Raw genomic sequence first — 22,498 nt, forward strand, 5'->3', positions numbered from 1 at the left:
CGTATCTCCACACGAAAGATCCCAGGCCATGTCTGAGACAACAGGTGCTTCCTACGCGGCAGCGGGCGTCGACATCGAGGCCGGCGACCGCGCCGTCGAGCTGATGAAGGAGTGGGTGAAGAAGACCCGCCGTCCCGAGGTCGAGGGCCTCGGCGGCCTCGGCGGATTCGCCGGCCTCTTCGACGCCTCCGCCCTCAAGCGCTACGAGCGTCCGCTGCTCGCCTCCGCCACGGACGGCGTCGGCACCAAGGTCGACCTCGCCCGCAAGATGGGCGTCTACGACACCATCGGCCGCGACCTCGTCGGCATGGTCGTCGACGACCTGGTCGTCTGCGGGGCCGAGCCGCTCTTCATGACCGACTACATCTGCGTCGGCAAGGTGTACCCCGAGCGGGTCGCGGCGATCGTGAAGGGCATCGCCGAGGGCTGTGTCCTCGCGGGCTGCACCCTGGTCGGCGGCGAGACCGCCGAGCACCCCGGACTGCTGGGCCCGGACGACTTCGACGTCGCGGGCGCCGGTACGGGCGTGGTCGAGGCCGACCGCCTGCTCGGCCCGGATCGCATCCGCAAGGGTGACGTGGTGATCGCCATGGCGTCGTCCGGTCTTCACTCCAACGGGTACTCGCTCGTCCGGCACGTGTTCTTCGACCGGGCCGGCTGGGCGCTGGACCGCGAGGTCGAGGAGTTCGGCCGCAGCCTCGGCGAGGAGCTCCTGGAGCCCACCCGGATCTACTCGCTGGACTGCCTGGCCCTCACCCGCACGACCGAGGTGCACGGCTTCAGCCATGTCACCGGCGGCGGCCTGGCCAACAACCTGGCCCGGGTCGTCCCCGGCCACCTGCACGCCCGGGTGGACCGCTCCACCTGGACGCCCGGTGCGGTCTTCGATCTGGTCGGCACCCTCGGCCGGGTCGAGCGGCTGGAGCTGGAGAAGACGCTGAACATGGGCGTCGGCATGATCGCCGTCGTCCCCGCCGAATCCGTCGACGTGGCCCTGACCACACTGGCCGACCGCGGGGTCGACTCCTGGATCGCGGGCGAGATCGTCGAACGCGGTGAGCACGCCTCCGGTGCGGAGCTGGTGGGTGACTACGCAGCGTAGTGCGGGAGCGGGCCGGTGACCGGGGCGACCTGGTCACCCGGTCGGCCGTCGCACTCATGGCCACTGGGCCCCCGCAGCCGTCGAGCCGGGGTAGCACAGAACCCGGTCCGGGAGGCCCGGACCGGGTTGATGTGTCAGCGCGAGGTCAAGCGCCGCGGCGCTTTGACGCAGGACCGGACTTGTCGTCCTCGTCCTCGTCCTCGTCGTCGGTGTTGTACAGATCCGCGTACCGCGCGTACGGGTCGTCTTCCTCGTCCTCGAACGGCTCTGCGTTCGGTGGCTGACTTGAAGACGATGCGCCCAGCTCATTGGCCAGACGCGACAGGTCAGTCCCGCCGGTGCTGTACTTCAGCTGGCGGGCGACCTTTGTCTGCTTGGCCTTTGCCCGGCCGCGCCCCATGGCTCGACCCCCTCGGTGACGGGGCTCGACGGCCCCAGAGTCTTGACACGCGTTCATGTTTCAGGACGGACTCTCATCCGAGAGACCGTGCCCGTAGGGCTTTAACGGTACCTGCTTCCGTGGCCATACGGTACGCCGCCCGCATCGGGCGCCCCGGAAGAGGACCTGCGAGAAGCCCTGTCCTCGCTGGTCAACTGCGATTTTAACCTCTTCCTGGCATGCGACCCGCCGACCGGCGAGAGAAGTCTCACGCCGGCCGACGGATCGCAGGCCGCGGGACGCCGGGTCATGCCCTCGTCACGCCGCGTGCCGCCCCGTCACCCCGTGTCGGCTCCGCCGCCCCACGCCGTTCCCGGTCGTCAGGCGCGGCGCGCCTCGGCCATCCGCTGCTCGGCGATCCGGTCGGCCGCGGCGGCCGGCGGAATGCCGTCCGCCTTCGCACGTGCGAATATGGCGAGCGTGGTGTCGAAGATCTTCGACGCCTTGGCCTTGCACCGATCGAAGTCGAAGCCGTGCAGCTCGTCCGCGACCTGGATCACACCGCCCGCGTTCACCACGTAGTCGGGTGCGTACAGGATCGACCGGTCCGCGAGGTCCTTCTCCACGCCGGGGTGCGCGAGCTGGTTGTTGGCCGCGCCGCACACCACCTTGGCGGTGAGCACGGGCACGGAGTCGTCGTTCAGCGCGCCGCCGAGCGCGCACGGGGCGTAGATGTCCAGACCCTCGGTGCGGATCAGCGCCTCGGTGTCCGCGGCGACGGCCACCTCGGGGTGCTTGTCGGTGATGCGGCGCACCGATTCCTCGCGCACGTCCGTGATCACGACCTCGGCACCGTCCGACAGCAGGTGCTCGACCAGGTGGTGACCGACCTTGCCGACTCCGGCGACCGCTACTTTTCGGCCACGGAGCGTCGGGTCGCCCCAGAGATGCTGCGCGGAGGCCCGCATGCCCTGGAAAACACCGAACGCGGTGAGCACCGAGGAGTCGCCGGCACCGCCGTTCTCGGGGGAGCGGCCGGTGGTCCAGCGGCACTCGCGGGCGACGACGTCCATGTCGGAGACGTAGGTGCCGACGTCGCAGGCGGTCACGTACCGGCCGCCGAGCGAGGCCACGAACCGGCCGTAGGCCAGCAGCAGTTCCTCGGACTTGATCCGTTCGGGATCGCCGATGATCACGGCCTTGCCGCCGCCGTGGTCGAGACCGGCCATGGCGTTCTTGTAGGACATACCGCGCGACAGGTTCAGCGCGTCCGCGACGGCCTCCTCCTCGGAGGCGTACGGATAGAAGCGGGTACCGCCGAGGGCCGGGCCCAGGGCGGTGGAGTGGATGGCGATCACGGCCTTGAGGCCGCTGGCACGGTCCTGGCAGAGCACGACTTGCTCGTGGCCCCCCTGGTCCGAGTGGAACAGGGTGTGCAGCACATCGACAGGCGCGCCGGTCACATCGGTCACTGTGGTGACTCCCAAGTACGAAGCGGCGGAGGACCCTCCTGAAGGTGGGGAGGGCCGTGGACCGGCCGGCAGGCGGGTCCGACTGGGCAAGAGCGTAAGTCCTACGCGTAGGTAGATCAGGCCCGGTGCCGAGGATCACCCCCCGGAGGAGTACGGGCATGACACGATCTACGGCATGTCGGTGGTGTCCTCGGTGCTCGTCCCGTACGCGTCCTACCTCCGGGTGTACGAACCGCTCGCCGCCTTCCCGGAGCCCGAGCGGAGCCACTGGGCCCGCTACGCCGGGCGCGCCCGCATCCCCACGGCCCAGGACGAACTGCGCCGTTCGCTCGCGGACTTGGTGGCCACGCCGCCGGTCGGGGTGCCGGCGCACGAGAGCGCGGACGCGTTCGTCGCCGAGGCGGACGGCGTGGTGTGCGTCTGCCCGTGGCGGACCAGGCTGCGCGGCTGGCTGGCCCTGGGGGAGCTGGCGGACCTGTTCCCGGATCCGGTGCTGGACGCGGTGCTGCCGCCGGTGGTGCGCGGACAGGCGGTCGCGGACCACGAACGGTGGGCGGAGCGGAACCCGGACGCCAGGCCCTGGATCCTGACTTCGCTGTGGCATGTGCCGGTGCGCTGGTTCGTGCTCTTCTCCGACGAGGAGCGGGAGTACGCGGCGGCGGGCAAGGGCGGCGAGCCGCCGGTGCTGCGCTATCGGACGCCGATGGTCCAGGCCCGGCGCCGGCTGGCCAGGGCCCTGCGGACCCTGCGCGAGACCGTGGACGAGGGGCCGCTGACCGAGGGGCTCGTGGAGGTGGGGCGCTGGCTGGAGGAGTTCCATCCGCGGGCGCTGGTGGAGCTGGACTACGCGGGGCTGGTGCATGCCCTGCCGGCGGAACGGCTCGCCGCGGACCACTCGGCCGCCGACGTGGCCGAAGGGGTGGAGGCGCTGAGGGCCGGTGACACCGATCGGGCGAGCGAGGCGTACGGGAGGCTGGCGGAACGCTGGCGGGCCGTAAGAGATCGTCAATTCGCGAACTGAATGCGACCTTGCCGCGTCTGAACCTTTGTGGCGTGTGACACGTGGGGATGAAGAGGCGGGACAATACCTCAAAGGCTGGTGGGACCTACGTCCTGAACCGGGCCTTTTTCTCAAGCGTGATGGATTGCACTAACTGGGCCCTTGCGTCCTTCCCTACCCCTCGTGTCAAAATAGGACAAGGGGTCCGGGGAGGGCTCCTTCCGCCCAACTGAGGGTGGATTGCTCTGCATTGCACGCTATGGGGGGTCTGGTGACTCCTGATCGCTCTGTGACTGATCGTCACGGTGGTGTGACTGTCCGCTATGGCATGGTCCATCGGCTTCCGTCGCTGATGAACACCTGGGAGGGCAATTCCATCGGTTTGGCCGACGTGGCTGGACGGATGGTGTAGTTGTAGTGCCGAGGACAAGCCGTTCGTCCTATAACCGACTCGACCCGCGTCTGCCATTTCGGGCAACGCGGGTCAAGGTGCAGAATTTAGAAGAAAGAACCGAGATTGGTTCGGTTCTCCCGAGGAGGCCGCTCATGACCGCTCGCACCCCTGATGCCGAGCCGCTGCTGACCCCGGCTGAGGTCGCCACGATGTTCCGCGTGGACCCGAAGACGGTTACCCGCTGGGCGAAGGCGGGGAAGCTCACGTCCATCCGCACGCTCGGTGGACATCGCCGCTACCGCGAGGCAGAGGTCCGCGCACTGCTGGCGGGTATTCCGCAGCAGCGCAGCGAGGCCTGACACGCCCCCTGCCGTCGCGTCACAACCGGGTTCGGGTCCCCCAGCCCGTACAGACCCGCCTGATGGCTCCACATGACGGGTGCCCGCCCCAACGGGCGCCATACCTGGGCAACACGGGTACGTCGTTCGATCGCGCTGGACTCCGCCGGGTCCGGCGCGATCTCTTTTTGTGCTCCGCCGCCTCGGGGGAGGCCCCTTCGGGCTTCTCCTCCGGGGCGGCGTCGCGCGTTTTGCCCGTGCCGCTCCCGGGGTTCCCGGGTCTCGGAACTGCGCGGGCCCGGAGCTCTGGAGTCCCGTGAGTCCTGAGGCGCCGGCCGGTGTGCTGGTGCCAGGTCGCCCGGGGGCCAGGGGCCCGTTCCGACCTGTTGAAAACCGGGCGGCCGGTTGGCTACAGGGAGGGAATGCGGATCGGCCCGTGTGCCTCCGTACGGGATTCCGGGGCTGTTGCCGGGCTTTCCGGAGAAGTCGGGCCGGGGGGCCGGGGGTATTCGGTGACATCTCCCGGCGGCTTTCGTGCCGCGTCCGCCGCTCTCCTTCGTCGCCGCCATCAGACAGGTGCAATTGCACATATTAAATTCGGCAGTTGTAGGAAGGGCGTAAGGTCACCTCTTCACAAAACTCATTTAGTGACTCCCGTCACACCATATGAGTCGCGTCACTTCGAGCCTGCCACCTTCGGGGCGTGGATTGCCCTGCTGTTGGTCACTCGGTCGGGGGACTTTCGCCCTGGATCCAGGAATCGTCGTTCTGACGCCCCGTAAGGGCGGGGTGGAGGAATTCTGCCGACCCGCCCTCAAAGGCCGCCATGGGCCCCGTGGTGGGCTTCAGGCGGTCCTGACGGTGCGTCGGCTATTGCTGCGACCGCGGCCGGGGTTGTTGTTGTGGCCGTGACCGGTCGGCGTAGTGGCTCACGGCCGATGCGGTGGGGGCGGGAAAAAGCGGGCGACGGGGCGGTGGGGCGGATCCGTCGGCCGGGTGGTGGCCGGTGGCGACCGTGCCGGAACGCGCGAAAGCCCGGATCCGAGGGATCCGGGCTTTCGTACTGCGGTCCTGACGGGATTTGAACCCGCGGCCTCCACCTTGACAGGGTGGCGAGCACTCCAAACTGCTCCACAGGACCAGGTTTTCGCTGCTGCCTTGCGGCTGGCTGCGAAGACAGACTGTACAGCAGGTCGAAGGGTCCGGTCGACTTCACTCCTGGTGATCGCCTCGTTGCTGCTCCGGTCTTCCGGTCCGGCTCAGGGGGCCGAGGCGTCGATCGCCTTCACGATCCGCTTGTCGGAGACGGGGTAGGCCGTCCCCAGGGCGTGCGCGAAGTAGCTGACCCGGAGCTCCTCGATCATCCAGCGGATGTCCAGGACCTCCTGCGGAACGGGCCTGCCCTGCGGGAGCTGTTCGAGCAGCCAGGCGTACTCGTCCTGCATCTCGTGGACCTTCTCCATGCGCGTGGTGTCGCGCTGGACGGCCGTCGGCATCTGCTGGAGCCGGCGGTCGGCGGCGACCAGGTAACGCATCAGGTCGGGCAGCCTGCGCAGCCCGGTCGCGGTGACGAAGCCCGCGGGCACGAGCTCCGCGAGCTGCTTGCGCACGTCGGCGACATTGGCGGCGAGGACCAGGCTGTTCGTGGCCTTCAGCCGCCGTTCGCACGCCTGCCAGGCGGCCAGCACCTGCTGCACCTGCTTGACCGTGTGCTCGGTCAGCGCGACGAGGTCGGTGCGCACCTTGTCGTACAGCTTGCGGTACGACTCCTCGTCCCAGGCGGGGCCGCCGTGCGCGCCGATCAGCCGGTCGGCGGCGGCCGTCGCGCAGTCCTCGAACAGGGCCTGCACGGAACCGTGCGGATTGGCGGACAGCGCCAGCTTCTGCTGGTTCGAGAGCCTGTCCGAGGCGAACTTCGCCGGGTTCACCGGCACGTTCAGCATGATCAGCCTGCGGGTGCCGAGCCACATCGCGCGCTGCTGCTCGGCCTCGGTGTCGAAGAGACGCACGGCCACGGTCCCGCCCTGGTCCACCAGGGCCGGGTACGCCTTGACCGGCTGGCCGGCCCTCCGGGTCTCGAAGACCCGGTTCAGCGTGCCGATCGTCCAGTCCGTGAGGCCCGAACGCTCGACGGACTCGCCCGAGGGGCCCGCGGTGGCCGCCGCGGCCTTGGAGAGCGCCTGACGGGCCTTGGGGCGCAGCCGGAGCCTCAGCGCCTCCAGGTCCTTGTCCTCGGCCACCTTGCGGCGCCGCTCGTCGACGATCCGGAACGTGATCTTCAGGTGGTCCGGGACGCGGCTCAGGTCGAAGTCGTCCGCCGTGACCGGGACGCCGACCATCAGCTGGAGCTCGCGCGCGAGCGTGACCGTCAGCGGCTCCTGCTGTGACATCGGGCTGCCGGAGGCGGACGGAACGGCCCGGTCCAGGAACTTCTCCGCGTAGTTCGGCGCGGGGACGTAGTGCCGGCGTATCGGCTTGGGCAGCGAGCGGATCAGCTCCGTGACCACTTCCTCACGCAGGCCCGGGATCTGCCAGTCGAAGCCCTCGGCGGTGACCTGGTTGAGCACCTGGAGCGGGATGTGGACGGTCACGCCGTCGGCGTCGGCACCGGGCTCGAACTGGTACGTCACCCGGAACTTGAGCTTCCCCTGCCGCCAGGAGTCCGGGTAGTCGTCCTTGGTGACGGCCCCGGCCTTCTCGTTGATGAGCATCGAGCGCTCGAAGTCCAGCGCGTCCGGCTCGTCGCGGCGCTTGTGCTTCCACCAGGAGTCGAAGTGCGCCCCGGAGACCACGTGCTCGGGGATGCGCTGGTCGTAGAAGTCGAAGAGCGTCTCGTCGTCCACGAGGATGTCGCGGCGGCGGGCGCGGTGCTCCAGCTCCTCGACCTCGCCGAGCAGCTTGCGGTTGTCGTGGAAGAACTGGTGGTGCGTCCGCCAGTCGCCCTCGACCAGGGCGTGGCGGATGAAGAGATCGCGGGAGGTCTCGGCGTCGATCCGGCCGAAATTGATCTTGCGCTGCGCGACGATCGGCACTCCGTACAGCGTGACGCGTTCGTACGCCATCACCGCCGCCTGGTCCTTCTCCCAGTGCGGCTCGCTGTAGGTGTGCTTCAGCAGGTGCTGGGCCAGCGGTTCGATCCATTCCGGCTCGACCTTGGCGTTGACCCGCGCCCACAGCCGGGACGTCTCGACCAGCTCGGCCGACATCACGAACCGCGGCTGCTTCTTGAAGAGCGCCGAGCCGGGGAAGACCGCGAACTTGGCGTTGCGGGCGCCCAGGTACTCGTTCTTCTCCGTGTCCTTGAGCCCGATGTGCGAGAGCAGCCCGGCCAGCAGCGAGACGTGCACCGACTGCTCGGGTGCGTCCTCCGTGTTGGGCTGGACGCCCATCTGCTTCACGACCGTGCGCAGCTGCGCGTAGATGTCCTGCCATTCGCGAATGCGCAGGAAGTTCAGGTACTCCTGCTTGCACATCCGGCGGAAGCTGGACGAGCCGCGCTCCTTCTGCTGCTCGCGGATGTACCGCCACAGGTTCAGGAACGCGAGGAAGTCGGAGGTCTCGTCCTTGAAACGGGCGTGCTGCTGATCGGCCTGCGTCTGCTTCTCCGCGGGCCGCTCGCGCGGGTCCTGGATGGAGAGCGCGGCGGCGATCACCATGACCTCGCGGACGCAGCCGTTGCGCTCGGCCTCGATGACCATGCGCGCCAGACGGGGGTCGACCGGCAGCTGCGAGAGCTTGCGGCCCAGCGGGGTGAGCCGCTGCCCCTTCTTCCCCTCGGGCCGCCCCTCCCGCTCGCCCGCGCGGGCCTCCCGGGCCGGCTTCTCGCCCTGCTCCAGCGCGCCGAGCTCCTGGAGGAGCTGGATGCCGTCGCGGATGTTGCGGTGGTCCGGCGGGTCGATGAAGGGGAACCGCTCGATGTCGCCGAGACCGGCCGCGGTCATCTGGAGGATGACGGAGGCGAGGTTCGTGCGCAGGATCTCGGGATCGGTGAACTCCGGGCGGGTGAGGAAGTCGTCCTCGGAGTACAGGCGGATGCAGATGCCGTCCGACGTACGGCCGCAGCGGCCCTTGCGCTGGTTGGCGCTGGCCTGCGAGATCCGCTCGATCGGGAGGCGCTGGACCTTGGTGCGGTGGCTGTAGCGGGAGATCCGGGCGGTGCCCGGGTCGATCACGTACTTGATGCCGGGGACGGTCAGCGAGGTCTCGGCGACGTTCGTCGCCAGCACGATCCGCCGGCCGGTGTGGCGCTGGAAGACGCGGTGCTGCTCGGCGTGCGAGAGGCGGGCGTAGAGCGGCAGCACCTCGGTGTGGCGGAGGTTCCGCTTGTTCAGGGCGTCCGCGGTGTCGCGGATCTCGCGCTCGCCGGAGAGGAAGACCAGGATGTCGCCGGGGCCCTCGGACTGGAGCTCGTCGACGGCGTCGCAGATCGCGGTGATCTGGTCCCGGTCGGCGTCGGCAGAGTCTTCGGTGGCTTCCTCCAGCAGCGGGCGGTAGCGCACCTCGACGGGGTACGTACGCCCGCTGACCTCGATGACCGGAGCCTCGCCGAAGTGGCGCGCGAACCGCTCGGGGTCGATCGTCGCCGAGGTGATGACGACCTTCAGGTCCGGACGCCTGGGCAGCAGCCTGGCCAGGTAGCCGAGCAGGAAGTCGATGTTCAGCGAGCGCTCGTGGGCCTCGTCGATGATGATCGTGTCGTACGCGCGCAGCTCGCGGTCCGTCTGGATCTCGGCGAGCAGGATGCCGTCCGTCATCAGCTTGACGAACGTCGCGTCGGGGTTCACCTGGTCGGTGAAACGGACCTTCCAGCCGACCGCCTCGCCCAGCGGGGTCCGCAGTTCGTCGGCGACGCGCTCGGCGACCGTGCGGGCCGCGATCCGGCGCGGCTGCGTGTGCCCGATCATGCCCCGGACGCCGCGTCCCAGCTCCATGCAGATCTTCGGGATCTGCGTGGTCTTGCCGGAGCCCGTCTCACCGGCGACGATCACGACCTGGTGATCGCGTATCGCCTCCAGGATCTCGTCCTTCTTCTGGCTGACCGGGAGCTGTTCCGGGTACGAGACGGCGGGGACCCGCCCGGCGCGCAGCACGAGCCGTTCGGCCGCTCTTCCGGCCTCGGTGGCGATCTCGTCCAGCACCGCCTGCCGGGCCTCGGGCTTGCGGATGCGGCGCGCCCCTTCGAGACGGCGGCCGAGCCGGTGGGCGTCGCGGAGCGAGAGCTCTTCGAGCCGGGACTGGAGATCGGCGAAGGAAGTAGACATACGGACCCCAGGATCTCATTCGGGCCCGAGGAACGGCGAACGTATTTCGTGCGGTCCGGGTCACGGTGTCGGCATCGGTACCGGCGTGGCGCGGCGGCGCGCGAGCCGGAGCAGGCCGGCGGCGCGCGAGCCGGGCGCGGGTGGCGGCGTGCGAGCCGGGCGCGGGTGGCGGCGTGCGAGCCGGGCGGCGGGGGCGCGAGCGGACGGTCCGGCGGAGCGGGAGCGGTATGGCCCGGCGGCGCGGGAGCCGTACGGCACGGCACGGGGGCGTGGGACCGCAGCACGTACCATTTCGGCAGCTGATCACCTGTTGTCGCGCGTCGTTCCCCGTCGCCCCCGTCGCCCCCGTCGCCCCGTCCGGAAAGGCCGGTCGCCGTGTCCGTGTCCGTGTCCCGTGCGCAGTGGTGCTGCCTGACGGCGGTGCTCGCGGTCGTACTGGCGCTGTTCTGCGGCCAGGGAAGGACTGCCGCGGGCGACGGCCGCCCGGTCGCGTGGGCGGCCGTGGGCGCGGAGACCGTCGCGGACGCAGGGGCTTCCGCGGACGCGAGGGCTTCCTCGGACGCCGAGGCGGTGGACACGCCCACGACTGCCACTGTCACCCCGACTGCCACTGACACTGACGTGGTCGTGGCCCCGGATTCGGATTCGCATCCCGATCCTGTCCCCGGATGCGGCAAGAGCAGGAACGCGGACGACGCGCCCGCCGTGCCGGGGCGGGCCCGCGCCGGGGCCGACCAGGCGCCCGGCCTCGCCGAATGGGGCCTGCCCGCCGCCACCGGCCCGGAGCCGGTCGGTCCGCGCATCCGGATACGACCGAGAGGCCCGGCGGCCGCCGGGCCCACCCCCGTGGAGCTCTCCGTACTGAGGGTGTAGACGGCAGCCCCGCTCGCCGTCCTCGTTCTCCTTCCACGCCACCCATACGGAGTTCTGCATGTCCACGTCCAATTCGAATTCCAAGCCCACGCCCGGGTCCAAGTCCGCCCCCCGGCCCGGGGCCAAGTCGTCACGCACGCCGTCGTCCAGGAAGCCGCTGCTCTACGGGGCCGCGGTCGTGATCGCCGCCGCGGCACTCGGCTTCGTCTCCTACCGGGCCACCGCCCCCGACCACTCCAAGTCCTCCTCGTCGGTCGCCGACGTCACCACGGACCCGGACGCCGAGGTCTACTCGGAGCTGGAGAAGCTCGCCCGGCGCGACGCCGACGACCGGCTCGCGCTGGGCCGGGTGGACGCGCCCGTCGTCCTCATCGAGTACGCCGACTTCAAGTGCAGCTACTGCGGGAAGTTCGCCCGCGAAACCGAACCCGCCCTGGTGAAGAAGTACGTCGAGAACGGCACCCTGCGCATCGAGTGGCGCAACTTCCCGATCTTCGGCGCCGGGTCCGAGGCCGCCGCCCGCGCCGCCTGGGCCGCCGGGCAGCAGGGCCGCTTCTGGGAGTTCCACCGCGCCGCGTACGCCGAGGGGGCGATGGAGAAGGGGTTCGGCAAGGCCCGGCTGAAGGCCCTCGCCCAGCAGGCGGGAGTCGCCGACCTCGAACGGTTCGCGCGCGACGCGGACAGCCCGGCCGCTTCCGCGGCGGTGAGCAAGGACCAGGAACAGGGCTACCGGATCGGCGCGGCCTCCACCCCGTCGTTCCTGGTCAACGGCCGCCCGATCGCCGGGGCCCAGCCGATGGAGACCTTCGTCCAGGTCATCGAGGCGGCGGCCGAGAAGGCCCGCGCCTCCGCGCCCCGGCCCCAGAGCACCGGCACCGACGACACCGGAAGCGGCACGGAATGACGGCCGACATCGGCTACTTCGCGGCCTTTCTCGGCGGGCTGCTCGCCCTGGTCAGTCCGTGCAGCGCTCTGCTGCTGCCGGCCTTCTTCGCGTACTCCATCGACTCCGCCTCGCGGCTGCTGGCCCGCACCGGCATCTTCTACGCCGGTCTGGCCACCACCCTGGTCCCGCTCGGTGCCGCCGGCTCGTACGCCGGACGGCTCTTCTACAGCCACCGCGACGCGCTCGTCCTCGGCGCCGGATGGCTGATCATCGCGCTCGGCGTCGCGCAGATCGTCGGCCTGGGCTTCGCCTCGCGCCGGATCGCCGCGCTCAGCGGCCGGATCCGTCCGACCACCGCCGTCTCGGTGTACGCGCTGGGCGCCGTATACGGACTGGCCGGTTTCTGCGCGGGACCGATCCTCGGCAGCGTCCTCACCGTGGCGGCGGTCAGCGGCAGCCCGGTCTACGGCGGGCTGCTGCTCGCCGTCTACGCCCTCGGCATGGCGGTCCCGCTCTTCCTGCTCGCCCTGCTCTGGGAGCGGTTCGATCTGGGCCGCCGGGCCTGGCTGCGTGGCCGCGCCTTCCGGCTCGGCCGTTTCGAACTGCACACCACGACGCTGCTGTCCGGGCTCTTCTTCATCGGTCTCGGCGTGCTGTTCCTGGTGTACGACGGAACGACCGCGCTGCCCGGGCTGCTGGGCGTGGACCAGTCGTTCGCCGTCGAGCAGTGGGCCCAGCGCGTCGGGGAACGGGTGTCGGACGGGTCGGTCCTGGTGGCCGTGGTCGTGGTGGTGCTGCTGTTCCTGGCGGTACGGGCCTGGCGCGGCCGACGTACGGCCGACGAGAAGGGACCGGCCGACGAGACCGGACGGGGAGGCGAGACCGGACCGGGCGGCATGAACGCGGCCGACCACGAAGAGGCGTGACACAGCGAAGGCCCCGTCCATCGGACGGGGCCTTCGGGAGGTGGCTGGGGCCGGGATCGAACCGGCGACCTATCGCTTTTCAGGCGATCGCTCGTACCAACTGAGCTACCCAGCCACGCAGCTCACAGGAGCTGCAGCGGTCCTGACGGGATTTGAACCCGCGGCCTCCACCTTGACAGGGTGGCGAGCACTCCAAACTGCTCCACAGGACCAAGCTGTTGTGCGACTAAGTGTCGCACAAGGTTGTGCGTGCCCCCAACGGGATTCGAACCCGTGCTACCGCCTTGAAAGGGCGGCGTCCTGGGCCACTAGACGATGAGGGCCTAACTACCGGCACTGCTGCTTCGCCCCAAGGGGTTCCACTTCTTCTTCGATCTTCGGTAGATGATCTCCGGGATCTCAGAACGGTCAAGCCCTGACCGGCGCCCTTGGGCACGACGCAGACTGTACTACGGCGTTTCGGCGTCGGCCAAACCGAATGGGTGTGGCAGCGGTCCGGCGGCGGACGGCCGCTGACCTCGCCCGTCGTCCGCCGCCGTCGCCCGCCGCCGCGTGCCGCCGCGTGCCGTCGCCGCGTGCCGTCGTCCGTCCGGGGCGCGGTGGGCGGCCGTACGGGAGAACCGGGAGAATGGCGGAGTGCTGGAGATGACGCGCGAGGAGTTCGAGGAACTGGTCGCCGAGGCCCTGGACCGGATCCCGCCGGAGCTGACGCGGCTGATGGACAACGTCGCGGTGTTCGTCGAGGACGAACCGGACCCGGCCGATCCGGAACTGCTCGGACTGTACGAGGGCACGCCGCTCACCGAGCGCGGCGAGTGGTACGCGGGAGTGCTGCCGGACCGGATCACGATCTATCGCGGGCCGACGCTGCGGATGTGCGAGTCGCGCGAGGACGTGGTCGCGGAGACCGAGATCACGGTCGTCCACGAGATCGCTCATCACTTCGGCATCGACGACGAGAGGCTGCACGCGCTCGGTTACGGGTGAGCACGCGTCCGCCGGGAGAGTCTCCGCCGGGAGAGTGTCCGCCGGGAGAGTGTCCGCCGGGCGCGCCGAGGCGCACCGCGTCGCGTATGCGGGCGTATGCGCGGTGTCGCGGTGTGCACGGACGAGCGCGCGGGTGCGCGTCGAGGTGGGCCGGGGGTGCGTTGCGTGCGGTGGGTGCGCGTTGCGAGTGGTCGCGGTGCGGCGGGCAGGCGGTGAGTCCGCGCGCGGGGCGCCGGTGAAACACGCGTGCGGTGCGGGTGACGTGCGGGAGGCGCGTGGGCGGGGTGAGAGAGGCGTGTCCCCGGCGGGGCAAAGGGAGTTGGGCACGTTGGGCGCGGGGCCGGGGCTCCGCCCGTGCCGCTCCGCCCGTGCCTCCTTCTCCCTTCCTTCCCCTTCCTCCTCGTCCTTCTTCCCTCCCCGTCCCGCTTCTTCTTCCGTGTTTCCTCCTTCTTGCCTCTTCCCGCACCTCCGGAGGTACCGCCCGTGCGTCAGTTGTCCTCTTCCGCCCGCTGGGCGGCCGTCATCGCGGTGGCGGTCGCCACGTCCACCGGCTGCATGAGCATCGGCGACGACGGGGGCAAGCCGTCGTCGAAGCCCTCGTCCGATTCGAAGGGGAGTGCGGCCGAGCCGGACGGCGACACGGTGTCCGGCACGGGTGGCTCCCGCGCCGGGGGCGGGCGCGCCGAGGCGCACTCCGAGCGGGAGGCGGCCGAGTCCGCGCGGCCGAGCGGTTCCGCCGCTCCTTCGGGTTCGCCGGGCGCCCGGCCAAGTGCGGAGCGGAGCGAGGAGGCGGGCGTACCGGCCGAGCCGGGCGCTCCGGCGCCGGGGCGGGGCGGTGGACAGCCGGAGCCCGAGCCCTCGCAGCCGGGCTCCGAGGTGCCGCAGCGGCCCGAGCCCATGCCGTCGCCGTCCGAGCCCCCCGCCCCCGAGCCGCCTGCCTCGCCCCGACCGGAGCCCTCGGAGCCGGCGCCGCAGCCGTCCGCCTCCTCGGCGGTCGAGCTCCGCGCCTACGCGATGAGCCTGCCGAGCGAGGCGGCGGAGCTGCGGACGCCGGAGGCTGCGGCCCAGGAGGAACCGGCGTAGCCGGGGCGTTCCGGCGGGACGGACGTCCCGGAGAAGCCGGCGTTCCGGTGGAGTGAGCGGCCGGGAGCGAGGAGGCGCGGTGGGGGCGGCTAGTGCCGCGGCAGGCAACGTTTGCCCGTCAAGGAGCGGCGTGGGGTGCGTGCTCTCGGTGTGCCGGCCGGAAGTCCTTGTACTGGACGTACTTGGGCTTTCGGCTGGTGCAGCGAGAGTGCGTGCCCGACGTCGCGACGGGGCAAACGTTGCCTGATGCGGCACTAGTGCTGTGACCGGGAAGGTTTGCCGGGTGGCTCGCGACGCCCGGCACGGCACCTCGCGGCGTTGTCGCATCACCCGCGTACGTCCAGTACGCGGACGATGCTCCGCCTTGCGACGCACCACACCCGACGCCGCCGCGAGCCACCCGGCAAACCTTCCCGGTCACAGCAGCTAGAGGGCGGTTTGCGTGATGTGGGGGTGAGTGCGTATGGTGGTAGATCGTTTGATCCCATTGCCCGGCGCCGAAACAGAAGCGCGCCGTGTGGCGCGTACTCTCCCTTGCCGTGGCTGGACCGCATTGAGGCGGTCGAAATTGCGAATCACGGAGTTACGGGCGCGTGCCGAGACTCCGGAAGGTTTCGCATTTCGCATGTCAATTTCCAGTTCTGACCGCGCCGTCATGCCCGAGAGCGTCGAGAACATCCAGGACGTCGAGAACGTCGGTGACGAGGAGTTCGTCGGTGCCGGCGAGTCCGTCGAGGAAGCCGCCGACTCCCGCGCGCAGCGGGCCGACGACGACTCCGCCGACGAGGCCGGGCCGACCGTCACCTTCGCCGACCTGGGCCTGCCCGAGGGCATCGTCCGCAAGCTCGCGCAGAACGGCGTGACCACGCCCTTCCCGATCCAGGCCGCGACCATCCCGGACGCCCTGGCCGGCAAGGACATCCTGGGCCGCGGCCGTACCGGTTCCGGCAAGACCCTCTCCTTCGGCCTGCCGACGCTGGCCGCGCTGGCCGACGGCCACACGGAGAAGAAGAAGCCCCGCGCGGTCATCCTCACCCCGACCCGTGAGCTCGCGATGCAGGTCGCGGACGCGCTCCAGCCGTACGGCGATGTGCTCGGCCTGCGGATGAAGGTCGTCTGCGGCGGTACGTCGATGGGCAACCAGATCTACGCCCTGGAGCGCGGCGTCGACATCCTCGTCGCCACCCCGGGCCGACTGCGCGACATCATCAACCGGGGTGCCTGCTCCCTGGAGAACGTCCAGGTCGCCGTCCTCGACGAGGCCGACCAGATGTCCGACCTGGGCTTCCTGCCCGAGGTCACCGAGCTGCTCGACCAGATCCCGGCCGGCGGTCAGCGCATGCTCTTCTCCGCGACGATGGAGAACGAGATCGGCACCCTGGTCAAGCGCTACCTGGACAACCCGGTGAGCCACGAGGTCGACAGCGCCCAGGGCAACGTCACGACCATGACGCACCACGTCCTCGTCGTGAAGCCGAAGGACAAGGCGCCGGTCACCTCCGCCATCGCCGCCCGCAAGGGCCGCACCATCATCTTTGTCCGCACCCAGCTGGGCGCCGACCGCATCGCCGAGCAGCTCGTCGCGGCGGGCGTCAAGGCGGACGCCCTCCACGGCGGCATGACGCAGGGCGCCCGTACCCGCGTGCTCGCCGACTTCAAGGACGGTTACGTCAACGCGCTCGTCGCGACCGACGTCGCCGCCCGCGGCATCCACGTCGACGGCATCGACCTGGTGCTGAACGTGGACCCGGCCGGTGACCACAAGGACTACCTGCACCGTTCGGGCCGTACGGCCCGGGCCGGCAAGTCCGGTGTCGTCGTCTCGCTGGCGCTGCCGCACCAGCGCCGCCAGATCTTCCGGCTCATGGAGGACGCGGGCGTCGAGGCCTCGCGCCACATCGTGGGCGGCGCGGGCGCCTTCGACCCGGAGGTCGCCGAGATCACCGGTGCCCGTTCGCTGACCGAGGTCCAGGCCGACTCCGCGACCAACGCCGCCAAGCAGGCCGAGCGCGAAGTCGTCGAGCTGACCAGGCAGCTGGAGCGCGTCCAGCGCCGCGCCGGCGAGCTGCGCGAGGAGGCGGACCGCCTGGTGGCGCGGGCCGCGCGCGAGCGGGGCGAGGACCCCGAGGCCGCGATCGCCGAGGCCGCCGCGGAGGCCGAGGCCGCGGTGGAGGCCGCCGTCTCCGTACCGGAGCAGCCCACGGCACGGGACGACCGTCGCGACGAGCGCGGCAACTTCGAGCGCCGCGACAACCGGGGCGGCGACCGCGGCGGGTACCGCGACCGGCGTGACGACCGTGGCGGTGACCGTGGTTTCCAGCGTCGTGACGACCGTTCGTCGGGTGGCTTCCGCCGTGACAACGACCGTCCGTCCTTCGGCCGCGACCGTCGCGACGACCGGCGTGACGACCGTGGCGGTGACCGTGGTTTCCAGCGTCGTGACGACCGTTCGTCGGGCGGTTTCCGCCGTGACAACGACCGTCCGTCCTTCAGCCGCGACCGTCGCGACGACCGCCCGTCGGGCGGCTACCGTTCCCACGACCGCCGCGATGACCGCGGTGGCCGCTCGTTCGAGCGTCGTGACAACGACCGTCCTTCTTTCGACCGCCGCGACAACGACCGCCCGTCGTTCGGCCGGGACCGTCGCGACGACCGCCCCTCCGGCGGCTTCCGCTCGGGCGGCAGCGACCGCCCGTTCAACCGCGACCGTCGCGACGACCGTCCCTCGGGCGGCCTCCGGTCCGGCGGCGACCGTCCGTACGGCCGACGTGACGACCACCGCGGCGCCGGTTCCTTCGGCCGCCGCGACGACAAGCCGCGCTGGAAGCGCAACGGCTGAACGCGCTGAACGATGAGGCGGACCGCTGAAGGTCCGCCGCGTCGACCGGAGTTCTCCGGAAGGCGGGTCCGCTCTTCACGAGCGGGCCCGCCCTTCTTTTCGCTCTCCCCAGCGCAACCGTTGTGAGGATCCGGCGACTTGGCTTCTGCACGCAGTTGTCCGCGACGGTCCGCCGGGCGCGGGAGCGCCGCCCTGGCCGCACTCGTCGTGGCCGCGGTCGCCCTCGGCACGACGCCGGCGGCCAGGGCCGCGGAGGCGCCGGCCCTCGTGCCGACGGACGGGGGCTGGGGCATCGATTTCGCGGGCGACACGCTGAACACGGTGGAACGCACCGCGAGCAGTGAACGGTCCGCCTACGCCTGGCAGGGCGCCCCGGACGGCTCCACCGCACGGTGCGGACCCTGACGGGCAGCCCGGTCGGACCCGGCGCCGAGGTCGAGGGCGGTCGGGACGGCAGGACGGACAAGGGCCGCTAACCGTTCAACGAGCTCCACACCTGGACGCTGACCGCCAGGGCCACCGATGGCGGCGGCACGTACACCACCAGCGGGTAGATCCCGGTCGACGGTGGCCGCCAGGGCCGCCACGACCAGGGCGGCCACGACCTCGGCGAGCTGGTCACGCTCAACTCCTCGGGCGCCCTCACCCTCCACTCCACCGACGGCAGGGGCACCTTCGGCTCGCGCGCGGAGATCGCCACGGGCCGGCAGGGGCACAAGGGCGTCTTCTGACCCGCCCCCTTCCCGCCCCGGTCCCACCCCCTCGATCCCGCCACGACAGGGTCGATCCCGCCACGACGGGGCCCGGCTGCCGATACCCGATCGGCGGCCGGGCCGCGGCGGGCTATGCTCAGGGGTGGTTCGGCGAGGGCCGTTAGCTCAATTGGCAGAGCAGCGGACTTTTAATCCGTTGGTTGTGGGTTCGAGTCCCACACGGCCTACGCTCTCAGCCCCGGTTCGGAGTGCATCCGGTCGGGGCTGAATCCGTTTCCGGACCTCCCGCCCACCGGGCCTCGCGGTCCGCGAGCCTCCTCCCAGGTTCTCCGGACTTCCCGGCTTCAGAACTCCGTGCCGGCCCGGTTCGGGGTGGGCGCCTCGGTTCAGACCAGGAGTTTCGTCTTCGCCCGCTGGTACTCCTCGTCCGTGAGGGCGTCCCGGTCCCTCAGTTCGGCGAGTTTCGCCAGGTCCTCGACGTGGCTGCCCTGCTTCGGCTCGCCCCCGGCGGCTTCGCGTACGTATGCCTTGAAGGCGGCCTCGCGTTCCCGCACCGCCTTGATGTCCCGTCCGCCCATGGACCTGCCGCGCACGATCACGTACAGCAGCACGCCGATGTACGGCAGCACCAGCGCCACGACCAGCCAGCCCGCCTTGCCCCAGCCGCTCAGGTCGTCGCTGCGGAAGATGTCCGTGACGACCTTGAACAGCAGGAAGAGCCACATGATCCAGAGGAAGAACCACAGCATGGTCCAGAAGAGATTGAGCAAGGGGTAGTTGTCCACGGTCGCTCCCGGTCGCCGCTTGCCCGTCACATCGGTCTATTGACGGGCAAATCAGTCATATCATCGCCTCATCGATCCCGCCCGTCGTCTCCGGGTGGTCACGAGCACGCCGGACATGGCGTAGAGTTGTGTTCACCGACGCGGGGTGGAGCAGCTCGGTAGCTCGCTGGGCTCATAACCCAGAGGTCGCAGGTTCAAATCCTGTCCCCGCTACTGAAGACCCGGGCCCGGCGCGTGCAGCGTGCCGGGCCCGGGGTTTTTTCGTGGCGTCGCTGGATGGCGCGAGGCGCGTGGGTGGTGTGTGAGGTGTGCCATGCCCGTACCTCTGGCGGGCGATGCGGAGTCGCCGCGCGGCTGAGCTCCGGTGAGCCTGGGGGGCGGGCGCGGTACCGTCCGCAGCCGCGCGTGTACCGGGCAGGAGACCACAGGTGTGGAAGCGGCTGAAGCGGCGCGGCGGACATGCCGGGGGCGGGCACGCCGGAGGGGCTGCCGGCGGCGCCGGTGCCCGTCGGTTCGTGCGCATGCTGCCGACCCTGATGATCATCGGCGGGCTGCTGTTCGATCTGTTCACCCCGCCGGTCTTCACGGCCATTCCGTTGTTCGTGGCGGCGCCGCTGATCGCCGCGCCGTTCTTCTCGTTGTCCAGCACCGTGCGCACCGGCATCGCCTCGATGCTGGCCGTCGCCGCGCTCCGGCTGTCCACCGACTCACTGCCGGTGGCCGTGCCGCTGATCGAGCTGCTCACGCTGGCGACCGTCACGGTGCTCGCGGTGGTGATCAACCGGGTCGTGCGGCGGAGCAACGAGCAGCTGGCCTCCGCGCGGGTCATCGCGGAGCGGGCCATGCGGGCGGTGCTGCCGAAGCCGTTCGACCGGATCGGTGGGCTCCATGTGGCGGCGCGGTACGAGGCGGCGCAGGCCGACGAGTTCGTCGGCGGTGACCTGTTCGCGGTGACGGACACCCCGTACGGGGTGCGGCTGGTGGTCGGTGACGTGCGAGGGAAGGGGCTCGACGCCGTGGAGACGGTCGCCGTGGTCATCGGGGCGTTCCGGGAGGCGGCCGAACAGGAGCGCTCGCTGGAGGGCGTGGCGCGTCGGCTGGAGCGGGCGCTGGTGCGGGAGAGGAGAGCGCGCCGGGGCGGGCCCGACGTCGTCGAGGGCTTCACCACCGCCGTGCTGGCCGAGATCCCGGCCGGCCTGTCCCGGGTCCGGATCGTCAACCGTGGCCACCCCGAGCCGATCCTGCTGTACCCGGACGGGGCGCTGGACGTGCTGGCGCCCTCGATGCCCGCGCTGCCGCTCGGGATGGACCTGGGCGCGTGGCCCGACCGGACGGACGAGTGGGATCTGCGGCCGGGGGCGACACTGCTCCTCTACACCGACGGCCTCTCCGAGGCGCGGAACGCCGAGGGGGACTTCTACGATCCGGCGGCCCGGCTGCGCGGGCGGATCTTTCCCGGGCCGGAGGAACTGCTGTCCGCGCTGACCGACGACGTACGGCTGCACACGGGGGGCGAGTCGACCGACGACATGGCCCTGCTCGCGGTCGTGCGCCCGGCGGAGGGGCAGCCGGAGCGGCGCAGGACCGTCCGGATCGTGGGGCCGGAACCGGCATGACGGACGGTCCGGGGCGTCTGGGCGTGTACAAGGGCGCCGGGGGGTGGCCTGGCGTGTGCAAGAGGGCCGGGGGTTCGGTCGGCCGGGTGCGCCCGTGAGACCGCGGACGTTCGTCCGGGCCGCCGGGCGCGCCTGAGCGGACCGGGGTGCCACCGTACGTAATCGAAAGGCGCCGCTCCGCATAACATTTGACGCAACATCAGTCGCGGGGTATTGACTGAGGCCCGATCAAGTCGTCTGAATACGCCCCGAGATGTCCACTAAAGTCCAGGCCAAAGACGTGAACGATCAGTGGGAACGGCTTGGAATCAGGGCCCGGTGTCTATTAACGTTCGATAACGCAGCGCGGTCGTCCCAGCCGTCGCCAGAGGCGGCACCGTGCGCGAGCGCCGAATCCCGAAAGGGAACCGGGGAACCACCACCCTGGGGTGAATCGGACATCCGGGTCTCGTGAGAGATGCGGTGTCCGTAGGAGACCTTCCTGCTCCGAACCCGTCAGCTAACCCGGTAGGCGAGAAGGAAGGAAAGGAGTGCGCCCCCGTGGCGTCCAACAAGCCTGCCCCCGAGGCCCCCGCCCGGCTCGATTCCGCGTACGGTTCCGAGTTCGGCACCGACTTCGGCCCCGGTTATGGCGCGGGCCCCGGCTACGGATCCGACTACGGAACGGCCGGGATGACCACGGTGCCCGGCACCGCGGATCGCATGGACCACGGAATCGGACCGGACATGGCCGCCACCGCGACCCTGCCCGGCGCCGGCCTCGGTGTCGACGGCGAGCGCGGCTGGGACGAGTGGAACCCCACCGAGGAGACCGTCCGCCCCGTACGCGGCAGGCACCGGGTCGCCAAGCAGCGCAACGGACTCGCCCGCAGTTCCGCGGTGCTCGGGGTCGGCGTCATCGCGGCGGTCGGCGCGGGCGGCATGGCCTCCGCGCAGGGCAAGCCGCCGGTGTCCATCTCCCTTCCCGACTCCATCGCGGACAACCTGCCCGACGCCAAGTCCCTTCCCGGCGTGGGCGCCCTCCTCTCCGACAAGTCCGAGGACGACGGGGCCGCGCCCGTCACCGCCCCGCTCACCACCGCAGGCATCACCACCGCCGAGGCCGAGCAGGGCACGACCGACGCGGGCGAGGCGCTGCGCGCCCGCATCCTCCAGCAGGCCGAGCAGCAGCAGGCCGCCGCCGACGCGGAGGCCAGGGAGGCCCAGGAGAAGGCCGCGGCGGAGAAGGCCGCGGCCGAGGCCAAGAAGCAGCAGGACGCCGCCGAGGCCAAGGCCGCCGCCGAGAAGAAGAAGGCGGAGGAGGAGGCGAAGAAGAAGGCCGAGGCCCTGCGGCTCGCCAAGCTCGCCGCCAGCTACGCCGTCCCGACCACCTCGTACACGATCACCTCGACGTACGGCCAGGCCGGCACGATGTGGTCCTCCGGTCACCACACCGGCCTCGACTTCGCGGCGCCGACGGGCACCCCCGTCAAGGCCGTTCACGGCGGCACCATCAAGTCGGCGGGCTGGTCCGGCTCGTACGGCTACCGCACGGTGCTGGAGCTGGAGGACGGCACGGAGATCTGGTACTGCCACCAGTCCTCGATCGGCGTCGGGGTCGGCCAGAAGGTCTCCACCGGGGACACCATCGGCCGGGTCGGCGCGACCGGCAACGTGACGGGCCCCCACCTCCACCTGGAGATCCACACCGCCGACGGCACGGGCGTGGACCCGATGGGCTGGCTGCGGAGCAAGGGCCTCAACATCTGAGGCACCCGCGTCGGCGATGCGCGGGCGGACAGCGCGGACAACACCGATCAGCCGTCCGCCGCACGGCGAATGCACGGAGCACCGTTCTGGCGCGA

General features: G+C 70.8%; 17 protein-coding genes, 6 tRNA genes and 1 riboswitch. Of the genes, 14 read left to right on the plus strand and 9 right to left on the minus strand.

Annotated elements, in window-relative coordinates:
* The first annotated feature begins 28 nt into the window (after positions 1-28).
* Entirely contained in the window at positions 29-1,102 is a 1,074-nt protein-coding gene (purM, locus tag ACFYXM_RS26300; protein ID WP_389292891.1) for a phosphoribosylformylglycinamidine cyclo-ligase, read from the plus strand.
* 145 nt (positions 1,103-1,247) lie between these two features.
* Here the strand turns inward: purM and ACFYXM_RS26305 are convergent, their stop codons facing one another.
* Both ACFYXM_RS26305 and ACFYXM_RS26310 read right to left on the minus strand, forming a co-directional pair.
* Complete coding sequence (locus ACFYXM_RS26305; protein WP_073786650.1) at positions 1,248-1,502, minus strand: DUF3073 domain-containing protein; 255 nt, start codon at positions 1,500-1,502, stop codon at positions 1,248-1,250.
* Between the two features lie 359 nt (positions 1,503-1,861).
* Positions 1,862-2,953: a Leu/Phe/Val dehydrogenase gene (locus ACFYXM_RS26310; protein WP_389292892.1), complete on the minus strand. Its 1,092-nt coding sequence runs from the start codon at positions 2,951-2,953 to the stop codon at positions 1,862-1,864.
* Positions 2,954-3,128: 175 nt separating this feature from the next.
* Between ACFYXM_RS26310 and ACFYXM_RS26315 the strand changes: the two genes are divergently transcribed.
* The gene (locus ACFYXM_RS26315) at positions 3,129-3,974 is read left to right on the plus strand and encodes a hypothetical protein (protein ID WP_389292894.1); all 846 of its coding nucleotides are present in this window, start codon (positions 3,129-3,131) and stop codon (positions 3,972-3,974) included.
* Between the two features lie 525 nt (positions 3,975-4,499).
* Complete coding sequence (gene bldC / locus ACFYXM_RS26320; protein WP_003949541.1) at positions 4,500-4,706, plus strand: developmental transcriptional regulator BldC; 207 nt, start codon at positions 4,500-4,502, stop codon at positions 4,704-4,706.
* 1,045 nt (positions 4,707-5,751) lie between these two features.
* Here the strand turns inward: bldC and ACFYXM_RS26325 are convergent.
* Positions 5,752-5,826: transfer RNA gene (locus ACFYXM_RS26325), tRNA-Asp, on the minus strand.
* A 118-nt stretch (positions 5,827-5,944) separates the two neighbouring features.
* A complete protein-coding gene (gene hrpA / locus ACFYXM_RS26330; protein WP_389292895.1) occupies positions 5,945-9,946 on the minus strand; it encodes an ATP-dependent RNA helicase HrpA in 4,002 nt (1,333 codons plus the stop codon).
* A 375-nt stretch (positions 9,947-10,321) separates the two neighbouring features.
* On the opposite strand from hrpA, the gene ACFYXM_RS26335 reads away from it, so the two are divergent.
* The 3 genes from ACFYXM_RS26335 to ACFYXM_RS26345 are packed head-to-tail and all read left to right on the plus strand — an operon-like array spanning position 10,322 to position 12,631.
* Positions 10,322-10,819 (plus strand): hypothetical protein, encoded by a 498-nt coding sequence (locus ACFYXM_RS26335; RefSeq protein WP_389292896.1) that lies wholly within the window; start codon positions 10,322-10,324, stop codon positions 10,817-10,819.
* Positions 10,820-10,877: 58 nt separating this feature from the next.
* Positions 10,878-11,723 (plus strand): DsbA family protein, encoded by an 846-nt coding sequence (locus ACFYXM_RS26340; protein ID WP_389292898.1) that lies wholly within the window; start codon positions 10,878-10,880, stop codon positions 11,721-11,723.
* The gene (locus ACFYXM_RS26345) at positions 11,720-12,631 is read left to right on the plus strand and encodes a cytochrome c biogenesis CcdA family protein (RefSeq protein WP_389292900.1); all 912 of its coding nucleotides are present in this window, start codon (positions 11,720-11,722) and stop codon (positions 12,629-12,631) included. Before ACFYXM_RS26340 ends, ACFYXM_RS26345 begins: the two co-directional genes overlap by 4 nt.
* Positions 12,632-12,672: 41 nt before the next feature.
* Here ACFYXM_RS26345 and ACFYXM_RS26350 read toward each other — a convergent pair.
* The 3 genes from ACFYXM_RS26350 to ACFYXM_RS26360 form a co-directional block, all read right to left on the minus strand.
* Positions 12,673-12,746, minus strand: a tRNA-Phe gene (locus ACFYXM_RS26350).
* A gap of 22 nt (positions 12,747-12,768) precedes the next feature.
* Positions 12,769-12,843, minus strand: a tRNA-Asp gene (locus ACFYXM_RS26355).
* Positions 12,844-12,881: 38 nt separating this feature from the next.
* Positions 12,882-12,954 (minus strand) — tRNA-Glu (locus ACFYXM_RS26360).
* Positions 12,955-13,267: 313 nt separating this feature from the next.
* Here ACFYXM_RS26360 and ACFYXM_RS26365 point away from each other — a divergent pair.
* From ACFYXM_RS26365 to ACFYXM_RS26380, 4 genes are all read left to right on the plus strand, one after another.
* Positions 13,268-13,618, plus strand: coding sequence for a metallopeptidase family protein (locus ACFYXM_RS26365; protein WP_351517974.1), 351 nt, complete (start codon positions 13,268-13,270; stop codon positions 13,616-13,618).
* A gap of 483 nt (positions 13,619-14,101) precedes the next feature.
* The gene (locus tag ACFYXM_RS26370; protein ID WP_389292902.1) at positions 14,102-14,701 is read left to right on the plus strand and encodes a hypothetical protein; all 600 of its coding nucleotides are present in this window, start codon (positions 14,102-14,104) and stop codon (positions 14,699-14,701) included.
* 625 nt (positions 14,702-15,326) lie between these two features.
* On the plus strand, positions 15,327-17,540 hold the full coding sequence (locus tag ACFYXM_RS26375) for a DEAD/DEAH box helicase (protein WP_389292904.1): 2,214 nt from the start codon (positions 15,327-15,329) through the stop codon (positions 17,538-17,540).
* A 138-nt stretch (positions 17,541-17,678) separates the two neighbouring features.
* Positions 17,679-17,945, plus strand: coding sequence for a hypothetical protein (locus tag ACFYXM_RS26380; RefSeq protein ID WP_389292906.1), 267 nt, complete (start codon positions 17,679-17,681; stop codon positions 17,943-17,945).
* A 67-nt stretch (positions 17,946-18,012) separates the two neighbouring features.
* Here the strand turns inward: ACFYXM_RS26380 and ACFYXM_RS26385 are convergent, their stop codons facing one another.
* Positions 18,013-18,162: a hypothetical protein gene (locus ACFYXM_RS26385; protein ID WP_389292908.1), complete on the minus strand. Its 150-nt coding sequence runs from the start codon at positions 18,160-18,162 to the stop codon at positions 18,013-18,015.
* Positions 18,163-18,407: 245 nt separating this feature from the next.
* On the opposite strand from ACFYXM_RS26385, the gene ACFYXM_RS26390 reads away from it, so the two are divergent.
* Positions 18,408-18,480: transfer RNA gene (locus tag ACFYXM_RS26390), tRNA-Lys, on the plus strand.
* Positions 18,481-18,639: 159 nt separating this feature from the next.
* Here the strand turns inward: ACFYXM_RS26390 and ACFYXM_RS26395 are convergent.
* Positions 18,640-19,038 carry an SHOCT domain-containing protein gene (locus ACFYXM_RS26395; protein ID WP_389292910.1) on the minus strand — a complete coding sequence of 133 codons (399 nt, stop codon included), beginning with the start codon at positions 19,036-19,038 and terminating at the stop codon, positions 18,640-18,642.
* Positions 19,039-19,177: 139 nt separating this feature from the next.
* On the opposite strand from ACFYXM_RS26395, the gene ACFYXM_RS26400 reads away from it, so the two are divergent.
* The 3 genes from ACFYXM_RS26400 (at position 19,178) to ACFYXM_RS26410 (ending at position 22,403) form a co-directional block, all read left to right on the plus strand.
* A tRNA-Met gene (locus ACFYXM_RS26400) sits at positions 19,178-19,251 on the plus strand.
* A gap of 227 nt (positions 19,252-19,478) precedes the next feature.
* The gene (locus ACFYXM_RS26405; protein ID WP_389292932.1) at positions 19,479-20,654 is read left to right on the plus strand and encodes a PP2C family protein-serine/threonine phosphatase; all 1,176 of its coding nucleotides are present in this window, start codon (positions 19,479-19,481) and stop codon (positions 20,652-20,654) included.
* A gap of 377 nt (positions 20,655-21,031) precedes the next feature.
* A riboswitch (cyclic di-AMP (ydaO/yuaA leader) is annotated at positions 21,032-21,183 on the plus strand.
* A gap of 197 nt (positions 21,184-21,380) precedes the next feature.
* A complete protein-coding gene (locus ACFYXM_RS26410; RefSeq protein ID WP_389292934.1) occupies positions 21,381-22,403 on the plus strand; it encodes a M23 family metallopeptidase in 1,023 nt (340 codons plus the stop codon).
* Positions 22,404-22,498 lie beyond the last annotated feature (95 nt).

Origin of the sequence: Streptomyces sp. NPDC002476 (assembly GCF_042889785.1) — a bacterium.
Lineage (GTDB): Bacteria > Actinomycetota > Actinomycetes > Streptomycetales > Streptomycetaceae > Streptomyces.

Coding starts and splice junctions, on each gene's coding strand:
- ACFYXM_RS26340 (WP_389292898.1), top strand. CDS start 10,878: ATGTCCACGTCCAATTCGAATTCCAAGCCCACGCCCGGGTCCAAGTCC.
- ACFYXM_RS26305 (WP_073786650.1), bottom strand. CDS start 1,502: ATGGGGCGCGGCCGGGCAAAGGCCAAGCAGACAAAGGTCGCCCGCCAG.
- ACFYXM_RS26410 (WP_389292934.1), top strand. CDS start 21,381: ATGGCCGCCACCGCGACCCTGCCCGGCGCCGGCCTCGGTGTCGACGGC.
- purM (WP_389292891.1), top strand. CDS start 29: ATGTCTGAGACAACAGGTGCTTCCTACGCGGCAGCGGGCGTCGACATC.
- ACFYXM_RS26375 (WP_389292904.1), top strand. CDS start 15,327: ATGTCAATTTCCAGTTCTGACCGCGCCGTCATGCCCGAGAGCGTCGAG.
- ACFYXM_RS26315 (WP_389292894.1), top strand. CDS start 3,129: ATGTCGGTGGTGTCCTCGGTGCTCGTCCCGTACGCGTCCTACCTCCGG.
- bldC (WP_003949541.1), top strand. CDS start 4,500: ATGACCGCTCGCACCCCTGATGCCGAGCCGCTGCTGACCCCGGCTGAG.
- ACFYXM_RS26345 (WP_389292900.1), top strand. CDS start 11,720: ATGACGGCCGACATCGGCTACTTCGCGGCCTTTCTCGGCGGGCTGCTC.
- hrpA (WP_389292895.1), bottom strand. CDS start 9,946: ATGTCTACTTCCTTCGCCGATCTCCAGTCCCGGCTCGAAGAGCTCTCG.